12 protein-coding genes are annotated in these 13012 nt (G+C 69.2%); 7 read left to right on the top strand and 5 right to left on the bottom strand.

The window, feature by feature from the left end; translation table 11 throughout:
- The first annotated feature begins 14 nt into the window (after positions 1-14).
- The 4 genes from ACP4J3_RS39435 to trxB all read left to right on the top strand — a co-directional run bounded on the left by ACP4J3_RS39435 (position 15) and on the right by trxB (position 4565).
- Positions 15-959, top strand: a complete 945-nt coding sequence (locus ACP4J3_RS39435) for an isopenicillin N synthase family dioxygenase (RefSeq protein ID WP_426541159.1) — start codon at positions 15-17, stop codon at positions 957-959.
- Positions 960-1321: 362 nt separating this feature from the next.
- A complete protein-coding gene (gene epsC, locus ACP4J3_RS39430; RefSeq protein ID WP_426541158.1) occupies positions 1322-1891 on the top strand; it encodes a serine O-acetyltransferase EpsC in 570 nt (189 codons plus the stop codon).
- A gap of 146 nt (positions 1892-2037) precedes the next feature.
- On the top strand, positions 2038-3561 hold the full coding sequence (locus tag ACP4J3_RS39425) for an FAD-binding oxidoreductase (RefSeq protein ID WP_426541157.1): 1524 nt from the start codon (positions 2038-2040) through the stop codon (positions 3559-3561).
- Positions 3562-3617: 56 nt separating this feature from the next.
- Positions 3618-4565: a thioredoxin-disulfide reductase gene (trxB, locus tag ACP4J3_RS39420; protein ID WP_426541156.1), complete on the top strand. Its 948-nt coding sequence runs from the start codon at positions 3618-3620 to the stop codon at positions 4563-4565.
- 198 nt (positions 4566-4763) lie between these two features.
- On the opposite strand, the gene ACP4J3_RS39415 is transcribed toward trxB, so the two are convergent.
- Positions 4764-4898 carry a hypothetical protein gene (locus tag ACP4J3_RS39415; RefSeq protein ID WP_426541155.1) on the bottom strand — a complete coding sequence of 45 codons (135 nt, stop codon included), beginning with the start codon at positions 4896-4898 and terminating at the stop codon, positions 4764-4766.
- 183 nt (positions 4899-5081) lie between these two features.
- A complete protein-coding gene (locus tag ACP4J3_RS39410; protein WP_426541154.1) occupies positions 5082-6251 on the bottom strand; it encodes a serine hydrolase domain-containing protein in 1170 nt (389 codons plus the stop codon).
- Positions 6252-6471: 220 nt separating this feature from the next.
- Between ACP4J3_RS39410 and ACP4J3_RS39405 the strand changes: the two genes are divergently transcribed.
- Positions 6472-7077, top strand: coding sequence for a dihydrofolate reductase family protein (locus ACP4J3_RS39405; protein WP_426541153.1), 606 nt, complete (start codon positions 6472-6474; stop codon positions 7075-7077).
- A gap of 171 nt (positions 7078-7248) precedes the next feature.
- On the opposite strand, the gene ACP4J3_RS39400 is transcribed toward ACP4J3_RS39405, so the two are convergent.
- The 3 genes from ACP4J3_RS39400 to ACP4J3_RS39390 form a co-directional block, all read right to left on the bottom strand.
- Positions 7249-7620: a fic family toxin-antitoxin system, toxin component gene (locus ACP4J3_RS39400; RefSeq protein ID WP_426541152.1), complete on the bottom strand. Its 372-nt coding sequence runs from the start codon at positions 7618-7620 to the stop codon at positions 7249-7251.
- A gap of 75 nt (positions 7621-7695) precedes the next feature.
- Positions 7696-8469 carry a glycosyltransferase gene (locus ACP4J3_RS39395; protein ID WP_426541151.1) on the bottom strand — a complete coding sequence of 258 codons (774 nt, stop codon included), beginning with the start codon at positions 8467-8469 and terminating at the stop codon, positions 7696-7698.
- A gap of 78 nt (positions 8470-8547) precedes the next feature.
- Positions 8548-8721, bottom strand: a complete 174-nt coding sequence (locus ACP4J3_RS39390; RefSeq protein ID WP_426541150.1) for a transposase — start codon at positions 8719-8721, stop codon at positions 8548-8550.
- A gap of 957 nt (positions 8722-9678) precedes the next feature.
- On the opposite strand from ACP4J3_RS39390, the gene ACP4J3_RS39385 reads away from it, so the two are divergent.
- Positions 9679-11982, top strand: a complete 2304-nt coding sequence (locus ACP4J3_RS39385; protein WP_426541149.1) for a type II toxin-antitoxin system prevent-host-death family antitoxin — start codon at positions 9679-9681, stop codon at positions 11980-11982.
- The gene (locus tag ACP4J3_RS39380; protein WP_426541148.1) at positions 11982-12617 is read left to right on the top strand and encodes a hypothetical protein; all 636 of its coding nucleotides are present in this window, start codon (positions 11982-11984) and stop codon (positions 12615-12617) included. Before ACP4J3_RS39385 ends, ACP4J3_RS39380 begins: the two co-directional genes overlap by 1 nt.
- Positions 12618-13012: the final 395 nt, after the last annotated feature.

Genomic DNA, 13012 nt, shown 5'->3' with positions numbered 1-13012 from the left:
GAAGGGACGACAACATGCTCAAGGAAATCGACCTGGAACGGCCCGGCGGCCGTGAGCACCTGCGCGACGCACTGCGCGACGGGTTCTTCCTCGTCCGCAACACCGTTCCCGAAAGCCTCCTGGACGAGGCGTACGCCTTCCTGCACACCTTCTTCGCCCTGGACCCCGACAGCAAGAACACCTGCCGTGTCGCGGGCAGCAACGGCCAGTCCGGCTACACCCCACCCCTGGTGGAACACGCCGAGAAGGGCACCGTGCCGGACTGGAAGGAACTCTTCCACTGGGGAGCGCCATTGCCCGCCCAGCACCCGCTGCGCCTCCGCTACCCCGCCCGCTACCCGGACCCGTACTTCCCCGACCACCTGGTGCCCGGGATCGGCTCCGCGCTGCGCGAACTGCACACCCGCATGGTGCGCTTCCAGCACGACGTCGTACGCACCCTCGCCGACGCGCTCGGCGCCCACCCCGACTATTTCACCGACATGCTGGAGGACGGCCCCGTCGTGAACCGGGCCACCTGGTATCCGCCGATGGGGCAGGCCCCCTCGGACCGGCACGTATGGGCGGTGGAACACCAGGACTTCGACCTGATCACCGCGCTGCCCCGGGCGACCGCGTCCGGCCTGGAGGTCCTCGTCGACGGGGAATGGCTGGCCGTCGACGCGCCGCCCGGCTACGCCGTCGTCAACGTCGGCATGGTCCTGGACCGGCTCACCAACGGGCTCGCCCGTGCCGCCGTACACCGCGTCGTGGCCCGGCCCGGCCAGCGGGAAGGACGCCTGTCCATCGTCCAGTTCTGCCACCCCGCACCCTGGACCGCCCTCACCCCCCTGCGCGTCCCGGGCGCCGAAACAGGACCGCAGCGCTTCGCGACCCTCACCGCGGACGAACTGTTCCAGCGCACGATGTACCGCATCAACCGCCTGGACACCCCGCCCGTCCCCACCCCGGTCCGATGACCCCCACACCACGCACCACGGGCGGCGCTGAGCCGGTACCTGTCCGTACGGGTTCTCGCCCGGTGGCGGGCGGGGGTGCCGTGACGGGTGCGGGTTCGCAGGCGGGGGGCGGCACACCACGCACCACGGGCGGTGCTGAGCCGGTGCCTGTCGGTAGGGGTTCTCGCCCGGTGGCGGGCGGGGGCAGCGCCTCCGCGGCCACGGCAATCGCCGGCGGCCGCGCCGAATCGTCCGCCCGCGCCAGTGGCACCACTACCCGTACCGGCTCCCGTCCCCCCACGACGACCGCCACCGGCACGGCGGGACACGACGCCCCCGGCCCCACCCCGCGCCCCGGCGTGGTCGGGCGCATCCGCCTTGGCGTGACCAGGCCCCCCGCCACCGGCGGAACTCCCTCGCTGCGACGGCTGATCCGCGAGGATCTCCAGGCCGTCCTCGACCGCGACCCGTCCTGCTCGGGCCGCCTGGAGGCGCTGCTGCACGCCGGCTGGCAGGGACTGGCCCTGCACCGGCTGGCCCACCGCCGCTACAGGCGCGGCCACCGGCTGCGGGCCGCCGCCCTCACCCGCCTGGCCCGGCTGCTGACCGGCATGGAGATCCACGCCGGTGCCAGCATCGGCCGACGCGCCTTCATCGACCACGGATTCGGCGTCGTCATCGGCGAAACCGCCGTCATCGGCGACGACGTGACGCTCTATCACGGCGTCACCCTCGGCTCCCGCGGCTGGCTGCGCGACAGCGGCGGCGGCCGGCGCCGCCACCCCGTCCTGGGCGACCACGTCCTGATCGGGACGGGTGCCTCCGTCCTGGGCCCGGTCACCGTCGGCGACGGCTGCCGTATCGCCGCCCACTCCCTGGTCCTGCACGACCTGCCCGCGGCCGGCCCGACCACCCGGCCCCCCGCGGCCGCCCGCCGAGCCCACCCCCGATGACCCACCGCCCCACCCCAAGCCCGCACAACCAGGACGGAGATGACGAATTCCGCCCCGATCCCGCCGGACCCCCACCGTCCTCACGGATGCTGCACCTGTCCCCGCACACCCCCGTCCCGCCACGGACACAACGGAGAGTGATCCACGTGCTCAGCAGACGCTCCCTCATACGGGCCTCGGCAGGCGCCACCGCGGCAGCCGCCCTCACCGCCACCACCGGCGGCCTCGTCCTCGCCGCCGGCACCGCGGTGCCCTGGAGCACCCTGCGGGACAAGCTCACCGGCCGCCTCGTCCTGCCCGCCGACGCCGGCTACGACACCGCCCGGCAACTCCAGCTCGCCCAGTTCGACGCCGTCCACCCCCAGGCCGTCGCCTACTGCGCCACCGACAGCGACGTCGCCACCTGCATCCGCTTCGCCCAGGACAACGGCCTGGCCACCGCCGTCCGCAGCGGCGGCCACAGCGCCGCCGGCTACTCCACCAGCCCCGGCCTCGTCATCGACGTCTCCCGCCTGAACACCGTCCGCGTCGACGGCCCCACCGTCCACCTCGGCCCCGGCAGCCAGGGCGCCGACGTCGTCAACACCCTTTCCGCGTACGGCATCCAGGTCGGCGGCGGCACCTGCCCCACCGTCGCCATGGGCGGCTGGATCCAGGGCGGCGGCCTGGGCTACGCCTCCCGCAAGTACGGCATGGGCTCCGACCGCCTCGTCTCCGCCCGCGTCGTCCTCGCCGACGGCCGCACGGTACGCGCCTCGGCCACCGAACACCCCGACCTGTTCTGGGCCCTGCGCGGAGGCGGCGGCGGCAACTTCGGCGTCGTCACCGACTACGAGGTACGGCCCGTGCGGATCCCGGTCCTGACCCTGTTCAACCTCAACTTCCGCTACACCGACGCCCTCCAGGTGATCCTCGCCTGGCAGGACTGGATGGCATCGGCACCCCGCGAACTCGCCGGCGAACTGATGTTCCTGCACTCCACCGACGCCCCCGCCGGCACCGAGCCCACCGTCGTCCTCACCGGCGGCTACCACGGCACCAAGACCGCCTGCGACCGCCTCCTGGACCGCCTCACCACCGCGATCGGCCACCCCGGCACCAGCCGCACCACCAGCGAACTCCCCTACACCCAGGCGATGATGCAGGTGTACGGCTGCGGCGACAAAACCGTCGCCGAATGCCACCGCATCGGCTTCACACCCGAAGCCCAGCTCCCCCGCGACAGCCACACCACCCAGCGCAACCAGTACTTCGCCACACCCTGGACCCCGGCCGCCGCCCGGGCAGCCCTGGACGCCTTCACCGCCGACCCCAGCCCCGGCCAGTTCCGCTTCCTCGGCCTGTTCCCCTACGGCGGCCGCATCAACGAGATCTCCCCCACCACCACCGCGTTCGTCCACCGCGACGCGGTGCTCAACGCCGGCTTCGCCGTCACCCTGCCCACCGCCGACCCCGCCCCGAACGACCGCGACCGCGCCCAGGCCTGGGCGAACAAGGCCCACACCACCATGGACGCCCACTCCAACCACGAGTCGTACCAGAACTACATGGACCCGGCCCTCACCACCTGGCGCCAGGCCTACTACGGCAAGAACTACGCCCGCCTGCAGACCGTCAAGCGGACCTACGACCCCGCCCGCTTCTTCCGCTTTTCCCAGGCCGTCGACTGAACCCACCCCGCCACGGCGGCCCCAGGCACGGCCCCGCCCCGACCGAAGGACTCACAGTGACCCGCACCGCCGACCACGACGTACGCGACGTCATCATCATCGGCTCCGGCCCCGCCGGCTACACCGCCGCCCTCTACACCGCCCGCGCCCAGCTGACCCCCCTCGTCTTCGCCGGCGCCCTCCTCGTCGGCGGCGCCCTCACCACCACCACCGAGGTGGAGAACTTCCCCGGCTTCCCCGAGGGAGTCCAGGGCCCCGACCTGATGGACCGCATGCGCGAACAGGCCGAACGCTTCGGCGCCGAGATCGTCGACGACGACGTCACCGCGGCCGACCTCACCGGCGACATCAAGACCGTCACCGACACCACCGGCACCGAACACCGCGCCCGCACCGTGATCGTCGCCACCGGCTCCCAGCACCGCAAACTGAACCTGCCCCGCGAGGACGACTTCTGCGGCCGCGGCGTCTCCTGGTGCGCCACCTGCGACGGCTTCTTCTTCAAGGACCGCGATATCGCCGTCGTCGGCGGCGGCGACACCGCGATGGAGGAGGCCACCTTCCTCACCCGCTTCGCGAAGTCCGTGACGATCGTCCACCGCCGCGACTCGCTGCGCGCTTCCAAGATCATGCAGGAACGCGCCCTCAACGACCCGAAAATAGCCTTCGCCTGGAACAGCGAGGTCACCGAACTCCACGGCGAGGACCGCCTCACCTCCCTGACCCTGCGCGACACCCTCACCGGCGAACACCGCACCCTCCCGGTCACCGGCCTGTTCATCGCCATCGGCCACGACCCCCGCACCGACCTCTTCAAGGGCCTGCTCGAACTCGACGACGCCGGCTACGTCAAGGTGGACGCCCCCTCCACCCGCACCAGCCTTCCCGGCGTCTTCGCCGCCGGCGACGTGGTCGACCACACCTACCGCCAGGCCATCACCGCCGCCGGCACCGGCTGCGCCGCCGCCCTGGACGCCGAACGCCACCTGTCGGCCCTCGGCTGACCACCGCAACGGGGCGCCTCGGGGAGGCAGCGACGATGCGGGAACGCGTGGCCGCCGACGTCTGGGGGGAAGACCCTGCGGGGCCACCGAACCGGCCGCAGGGCCGCCGCGTGTGCGGCTGCGGTGTGATGGCGAGGCACGGCAGCATCTGGCAAGGCTTGGCAATTCCCCGGGAGACGAGCCGGGCGCACCTGGGGCCTACGCCGCCAGCAGAACGGGCGCGGCGACCGTCCCCTGCTGCATCAGCGGCCGTGCGGCCCGGGTGCGGCGGGCGGCGAAGACGTAGAGGCGCAGCACGAGGTAGCGGCCTGTGACAGAAACGCTACGTTGCATTCAAGGATTCAGCAACAAGTCCGTTGCGCAGAATCGACATCAACACAGGCGGGAGCCCAGTAATCGTTGCAATGGTTCAAACTCTAATGCAACCGCACCCGGCATGCTCGTTGCAATGAATTGAAGGTGAACGCGACGGCTACCGGCAAAGCCCTCGGTCCAGTACCGGCCCCGCGGTCCCCGCTACTTCCCGCCGGGCGCGCACAGCTCCCCGTCGATCAGCTTGTTCTGCGCGTGCTCGGTGGACATGCCGGCCGCGCCGTCGCCCGTCGTCGCGAGCACCACGACGCGGCGGCCGTCGGCGCTGATGCCGTTGCGGGTGGTGTAGCCGGGGAAGTCGCCGGGGTGGCTGTAGTACGACCCGCCGCAGGACAGCGGGATCCGCATCAGGCCGAGGCCGTAGCTCGCGCCGGGCCAGACGAAGTCCAGCTCCAGGGTCCGCACGGTCGTCTTCATCGCCGCCAGCTGGGCCGGGCGCAGCAGGTGCCCGCCGAGGAGCGCCTGGTAGAAGCGGGTCAGGTCGGCCGCCGTACTGGTCATGGCGCCTGCCGCGCCCGCGAAGGACGGGTTGACCTCGGTGACGTCGATGGTCGCGCCGGAGCCGTCGAAGTCGGAGTAGCCGTGCAGATGGCGTCCGGGGATGCTCGTCGCGGTGGTCGGGGCGAGGGTGTGGCGGAGGCGGAGCGGCCTGAGGATGCGGCGGGTGACCTCCTGCTGCCAGCTGTCGCCGGTTGCCTTCTTGATGATCATTCCGGCGAGGGTGTAGCCCGTGTTCGAGTACGACCACTTGGTGCCCGGCGCGAAGTTCGGCCGGTGCCTCGTGGCGATGGCGACCAGCTCCTCGTCGCTCCAGGTCCGGTACCGCTCGGCCTTGAAGCCGTCCACGCTGTCGAGCACTGGAAGGTCCGCCGTGTAGTTGTACAGCCCGCTGGTGTGCTGGAGCAGCTGCCGTACGGTGATCTTGCGGCCGTCGTTGCCGTTGCCGGAGACGACGCCGGGCAGCCAGTCCTCGACGGTGTCGTCCAGCGACAGCCGCCCCTCACAGACGAGTTGCAGCACCACCGTGGCGACGAACGTCTTGCCGGCGCTGGCGATCCGGAACCGGTCGCCGGGGCGGACGGCCTCACCGGTGGCGGTATCGGTGACGCCGGCGGTGGCGGAGCGCTGCCGGCCGCGCGGCCCGGTCGAGCGGGCGAGGGCGCCGACCGTTCCGGTCTTCATCACGGCGGTCACCCGGTCGCGCAGCGCGTCCTCGGGGAGCTGCGGGGACCTGGTGGTGGCGGGCGCGGCGGGGATCGTCAGGACGGACGCGGCGAGCGCGGCGACCAGGGCAGTGGCGGTGGTGCGCATCATGGCACCAGGAACGCGGTCACGTCCGCACGATCACGCCAACTGGCCTGTCCGGGTGGCGGCCGGGGCCATGGCGGGGTGCAGCCCGCTGGACATCCGAGCTGAGGACCCATCGAGGACCCATCGATGGGTTTTCCGGCTTTCTCGTTGCCCCACAGCGCGGCCGATGAGTTTGTGTCTCGGGGCCGGTCCAAGCTCGTGACACCGAAGAAAGGACACCGCCATGTCGGAGCTTCTCGTCGACTTCATCACCTCCCTCGACGGCTACGCATCGGGAGAGGGATGGCCCGGGTTCTGGGGCCTGGAGGGCCCGGAGTACCTCGCATGGCTCGGCGAGCAGCCCGAGGCCACCTACCTGATGGGAGCGAACACCTACCGCCTGATGTCGGGCTTCGCCGCAGGCGAGGTCCCAAGTGGCCAAGACGAGTTCAGGCCCGAGGAAGAGGCGTCCGTCGACGAGCTCACGCAAGCGTCCAAGGTGGTGTTCTCCTCCTCACTGGAGGAGCCACTGACGTGGGCCAACTCCACGCTCGTCCGCGGCGACGCCGTCGAGGCGGTCCGCGCCATGAAGTCGAAAGGCTCGGGGCTCCTCAGCACGATCGGCAGCCTCAGCCTGTGCCGGTCCCTGCTACGAGCCGGACTCGTCGACCGCTTCCGGGTCGTGATGTTCCCGGTGATCACCGGGGCCACGGGCGAGGAACGCATCTACGACGGCTATCCGGACGTCGCCCTGGAGATGATCGAGCACCGCACCTTCGACGGCCGCATCCAGCTGGTCGAGTACAAGCCCCGCGTGCTCGAGCACCCGCCGCTCGGCGTCCCTGCCTGACGTCGCCCCGTCCGCCGGTCCGGACGGCCGCCAGGCCGGCGCCGGCGGACGCGGAGCAAACCTCTCGGCCAGCCCCGGCGCCCGACCACCACAGCCAGATCGGCTCGTTCACCCCGCCGGACGGCAGCTTCTCCACGGCGAGGCGGATGACGGTGCCCTCGGCGATCGGGGTCAGGGTTTCCAGGTGCGCAGGAAGGCGGCGATCCGGACGGCAGTGCAGCGCGGGTTGTTCAGCTCGTGGGCGAGCGCGGTGAGCTGCTCGCGGGTGGGGCCGACGGGGATGTTGCTGGCCTCGAGATACATGACGGCGACGGCGCAGGCGACGGTGAGGTTGGAGCGCTCCAGCCAGCGGCAGCGGCCCAGGGTGTGCACCAGGGCGGCGGCGCGGGCGTAGGGACCGTCATAGACGGCTGTGTCGAGGAGTTCGCCGCGGTGGCGGGCGACTGCCGCGATGGGCACGCCGTAGTCGTCGGCGGCCGGGTCGCGGTGGCCGGCCCGCTCGGCGACTTCGAGGATCCAGGATTCGTCGACGTGCAGGATCACGCCGCGGCGCCCGGCTGCTGCTCGGCGTACGGGGCGTCGAGCTGCTGCTCCAGATCGTCGAGGAACGTGCCGTGCTCATCGATGAGACGTTGTGCTGCAGCCATTCCGGCGGCGCGGGCACCGGTGGTGTCCTCGATGATGAGGCGCTCTACGTACTTGTTGAAGTCCAGGCTGCGGGCGGCTGCGGCGGCTTTGCCGGCCGCGAGCACATCCTCTTGCAGCCGGACCTGCGTCTGCTTCTTCGTGGAGGTCACACCCGCATGGTAGCAGGGTGGTAGCAATCTTCGGGTGCTGCCTCTCGCCGAGCAGCGCCACGGCCGCGCCGGCGTCGTGCAGATGGCGGGCGTTGTGGGCCTGCTCGTTGCCCGCCGACGTGGCCAGCGGGATGAACACGGCAGCCTTCCCGAGCACGGTCAGCTCCGCAAGGGTGCCCGCACCGCTGCGGGAGACAACCACGTCCGCGAGCGCCAGGACGTCGGGCAGCTCCGGGCCGACGAACCCGGTGAGGTAGTACCTGTCCGCCAGTTCGGCCGGGAGCGAGGCGGTGTGCTGGCGCAGGGCGTCGAGGTTGGCGGTGCCGCACTGGTGGATGACGTTGGCGTGGGTCAGCAGCCACGGCAGGACGTCCCGTACGACCAGCAGCGACAGCGTCGACTCGGACGAGACGGCGATACGGGTCGCCGAGGCGGCCAGCTTCCGGTTGGCCACGATGTGCCGCTTGCGGCCCGGCACCTTCTTCCCGCCGTCGTAGCCGCGTGAGGCGGCCGGCACCGTCGCGGCGGCCCGCACCGACTGCGCGTCGATGATCCCCGCCGTGGGCTCGGCCTCACGGCCCTCGCGTTCCCTCACTCGCCCGCGCAGCCGGTCGTGGAACTCTGTGATCAGCCCGTGCTCGCGCCAGCGGCGGAAGAAGGCGTAGACCCGGCCTCAGTCGGGGAAGTCCGCGGGCATCGCCCGCCAGGAGATCCCGCCCGCGACCAGATACCGGATCGCGTCCAACATCTGGCGGTGGCAGTAGCCCTCCGGCTGCCCGCCCCGCCCCTGGAGCCAGGCCGGCACCGGCAGCAACGGCCGGATGGCCGCCCACTCCGCGTCCGTCATGTGGGATTGTCGATCCGACCCCGGACGACGACGCGGAGGAAGTGTCCGACGAGGAGCTGAAGGCGCCCGAGTGACTGCCGTGCGGCCCGAGAAGCCTCGGGCCGGCAGGCGAGGGGTGGGGGAACCAACCATCCGAACAACAGGGACAGTTGGAGTCGCCCTGATGAGGCCGAAAGAAGCTGCCGCAGCCAGCTTGAGGGCAGGCGTGCGCCGGAGCAAGGGATGTCCGCTGCCACACTCCCAACTGGGCGGCGGCTGGGCGGCTACGTCGGATGCTCCGTGCTGACTGAGGCTGGATGTCAGTGGGTGCTGCGATGCTGCGGGCATGCTGATCAGTGAGAAGCTGACGCGGCAGTACCTGGACGACGAGACACAGGGGTGCGCGGTTCCCGTAGCGCCACAGCAGTTCCGGCGCCGCCGGAACATCGAGCACAGTCACGTGTTCTTCGGTGATGTTCCCGTGCGTGGTTACAAGCACAAGAACCGCTGGGGATTCGACTCCCCGGCACCACCAGCTTCAAGTGGTCCGCAACCACCTGCACGCCACCAAGGGACAGCAGCACTGCGACACGCCTGCCATTACTTGCTGTGAAAATTACTACGCAAGGTGACGTGCTGCACTGCGTGCTGCGTTGTTGGGGTCAATCCCATAGCGACAAGCAGGAGTTGAGCGCGCACCAGGTCACCGAACTGGTACGCCGGACCGTCGAGGCGGCACGTGCCGACAGCGTAGGCCGTAAGCGCGGGCTCCGGTGCCCCGCCACACCTTGCCCTCACAAGCCGCAGCCAAGTCCCCGCGGCCCTGCTGCTCCGCGTGGGGTCGGCCACGTGATAGCGGCCGGTGCAGCAGCCCCACCCGGTCCGCTACTCACCAGGTAATTCTTACGAGTCAACGCATTTCCTTACGAGTTGATGTGCTAGTTTCCTTACGTGTTGTCGGATGTGAGGAGACCGATCGTGCCGGACACAGGGAACAGGGCGAATCCCGAGCCGCTGCGGGTGGAGGAGGCGCGCAGACGCCTGTACGAGCTGGTGGAAGCCGCCAGCCAAGGGCAAAGCACCCAGATCGCGAAGGGCTCCCGCCAGGCTGTGCTGCTGCCGCTGGAGTGCCTGGCCCCCGAGCGACAGGCAGACCTGCCCCGCCTCCCCGCATCACCGATCACCGAGGCTCGTACACGGCTGGGAAGCCTGGTCGTGGCCGCGGCCCAGGGCCAGCCGCAGGTACTGATGCGCCGCCGCAGGCCGCTGGCTGTCCTGGTATCCGCAAAGGACCCAGCCGCAGCATCAAGAGCCACAGACCACAGCACCCTCACCCCCGAACACCCATACCACGGCACCGAGAAGACCCCCGCCGCTGCGGCCCCCACCGACACCGTCACACCCTCCGCACCACCATCCCACGCCCGCAGCGCGCCAGAAAACAACCCGCGCCACCTGGCCACCCTCGGCGACGTACTGCCCACCGTCGTCTCCCCCCAGAGCACCCTCTCCTGGGGCCTGGGCACCCTCGACCACGCCACCGGCGGCCTCCCACCAGGCCGCCTGATCCTGATCGCCGCCGCGCCCGGCGCCGGAGGATCCCTCCTGGCCGCCACCGCCGCCCGCCACACGGCACTCACCCACAGGCGGCCGGTGCTGTACGCGGCATCAGGACTCACCCGCACCGACGTCGCTGCCCGCATCGTGGCAGCCGAAGCCGGCGCGGACTACCGCCGCCTGCGAACCGGAACCCTCTCCACCCCCGAACAAGCAGCAGTCGACGAGGCATTCACACGCCTAGCCCACGCCCCCCTCCACATCGACGACGGCACCGACCTGACCCCCGAAGCCATCGCCGACACCGCCCCCTACATCGACCACCTCGCCCTCCTCGTCATCGACCGTCTCCAGCACACCCACGACCCCGCAGTACCCCTCTCAGGCCCTGCCCTGCCCACCGCAACCCGCACACTGGCCCGCCTCGCCCAGCAGCTGCACCTACCTGTCGTGGCCGCCCTGGACACCGACGACCCCGACACGGTGGCCGCCCTCGACCCTGACATCACCCTCACCCTGACCCGCAAGGACACACACGCCCGCATCCTCGTCGCCGAACGCGACTTCGGCCCCCTGACCACCGTCCACCTACACTCCGAACTGCCCAACGCCCGCTTCACCGACGCCCCCGCCCAGCCCTCCGAACCACCCACCCCACCCCACCCCACCCAGCAGCCGCCCCAGCCCAGTTCCACCCCGCCGCCCGCCCGCACGCGCTCTCACCGCTCCGCTCGCCCTAGCCTGGCCACGTTCGTCTCCGACCGTGTAGCCCGCGCACTGCAGACGCACGGTGGTGACGCGGACGCGGCCCTGAAGGCCCTGGCGGGCGACGGCGGTTCAGCGATTCCTGACGTGATGGAACTGTTCGAGGCCACACGGGTGGAGACGAACTATCAGCACACCACCTATCCCAAACTGCCCGAGCCGCTCATCCGTAAGCGCCGGGACAACGCCGACGATGTATGGGAAGCCCGCCCCAAGTTCACACACCCTGCCGTGCCCGAAGGTACGGAAGTGACCGAGCTGGACGTCAACGCCGCCTATCTGGCTGCGCTCCAATCGGCACACCTCCCGATCCGGACGATTACACACAACCCAGATGGATGGGATGACCTGGATAACTATGGGAAGGGGCTTGATCTTGCGGGGATCTGCCGGATCGACCCAGTCCAGTGGGCTCACCATGAGCTGCCGCATCCCCTCGGCGACGACCGAGAAACCCCCGGGACGGTATGGGTACCGACGTCGGTAGTACTCAGCCTGAAGGATTTCGCTTCACCGCCGTACGGAAAACTGTGCGCGCCGCCGGTGATCCGGGAAGCCTACGTTGCCAAGGGCAGCGCAGCCCTCTTCAAGAAGCTAGTTCAGGTACTCAATGAAGCCCGTATGCAGGCTATTGCAGACGGCGACGAACTGACGAAGAAATACGTCGCAGCAATGTACGCGAAGTTGGTCTCCACCATGGGCGACAGTCGTAACAACCATGAACTACGACGTCCCGAATGGCAGCACATCGTCCGCGGCCAGACATTCGCCAATCTGCGACGCAAGGCAGTCCGTGCACACCAGGCAGGATTGACGGTGATTCACGTAGGTGGCACGGACGAGCTCCATCTTTCCGGTAATGTATGGGGAGCTGCCAGGAACGGTAAGCCACTGCTCGTGGAAGGACGCGCGCTGAATCAGATCAAGGTGAAGAAGATTTCTCGCTGGGGAGACACGTAATGGCCCGTGAGCCGCATACCGGAGGCCCCCTTCGCGACTGGGGACGCGGGCCCGACAGCGGCGGTACCGTCTTCGGCAAGCAACTGAACGCCGAAGTCCTCGACCTTATGCGACATTCAGACATCATCCCTCCAACCGACGTATCACCCAACTGGAAGGCCCAACTGACCTACCTGAACAGCCGCAAAGGCGGACACGATGCCATGGACCGCGCCGGAATCCCGGCCAGAACCCGTCGCGGCTGGAAGACCCGTACCCCCAGCCGCCTCAGCCGTGAGCGCATCAATCAAGCCTATTGGCAGCTCCGTGCCACCAACTGGAAACGCACTGGGCACACCCCGTCTCCCCATATCCGCGAAGCGATCGCGCAGCAGGTCAAAGAACGAGCCTACGGAAAGCGAATGACCGTTACCCCCGTCGACTGGCGTGACGTGCACAGGCAGGCTCAAGGAGCTCAGAAAACAGCCAGCGAGCGGGAGATTCGTCCCAGCCGGCGCAGCTGGGACAAGCTGATCGACGCATGGGTAACGGGTGATGAGACAGCCCTCGACACAGCATGGATGGACTTCTCCAGCGAAATTGACTCTCCATCAGAGCTCTATTATGAAGTAGAACACGTAGGGTTCGTGCTCTAGGTCTGCTTATGTGGCAGCCGCTGTAAGTGCGTTCCTTGCGTAAGTTTTTGACATACTGTTCGCTCCTTCACGCCGAGCCTTTCCTGCTCCGTTTGCTTCCAGCGCCGAGAACAAGTTGACGTCAGCTCAGTATGGCTGGGAGGTGGGTGTCGGGTTGGGGTATTTCCAGTAGGACGCCTTTAATGTGATGCCGACATTCCATTATTAATTAGGTAAGCCAGCAAAAACACAAGCCTATCGGCAGGAAAGAATTCTCAATTCTTTTAATTTAGCGTTAAATGCAAGGAGTTGACGCGGCGTCACCCCGTTTGCTCGTAGCTAGCCATGCGCGCGCAGCGCGCAATCCTCATGCCGCGCAGCGGCATGAGGAAGCGGTCCGCAGGACCGCAATCACC

It is taken from the genome of Streptomyces sp. UG1 (genome assembly GCF_049974585.1).
Lineage (GTDB): Bacteria > Actinomycetota > Actinomycetes > Streptomycetales > Streptomycetaceae > Streptomyces.
The sequence above is the reverse complement of the archived record's forward strand: the minus strand, read 5'-3'. Positions and strand labels throughout refer to the sequence as shown.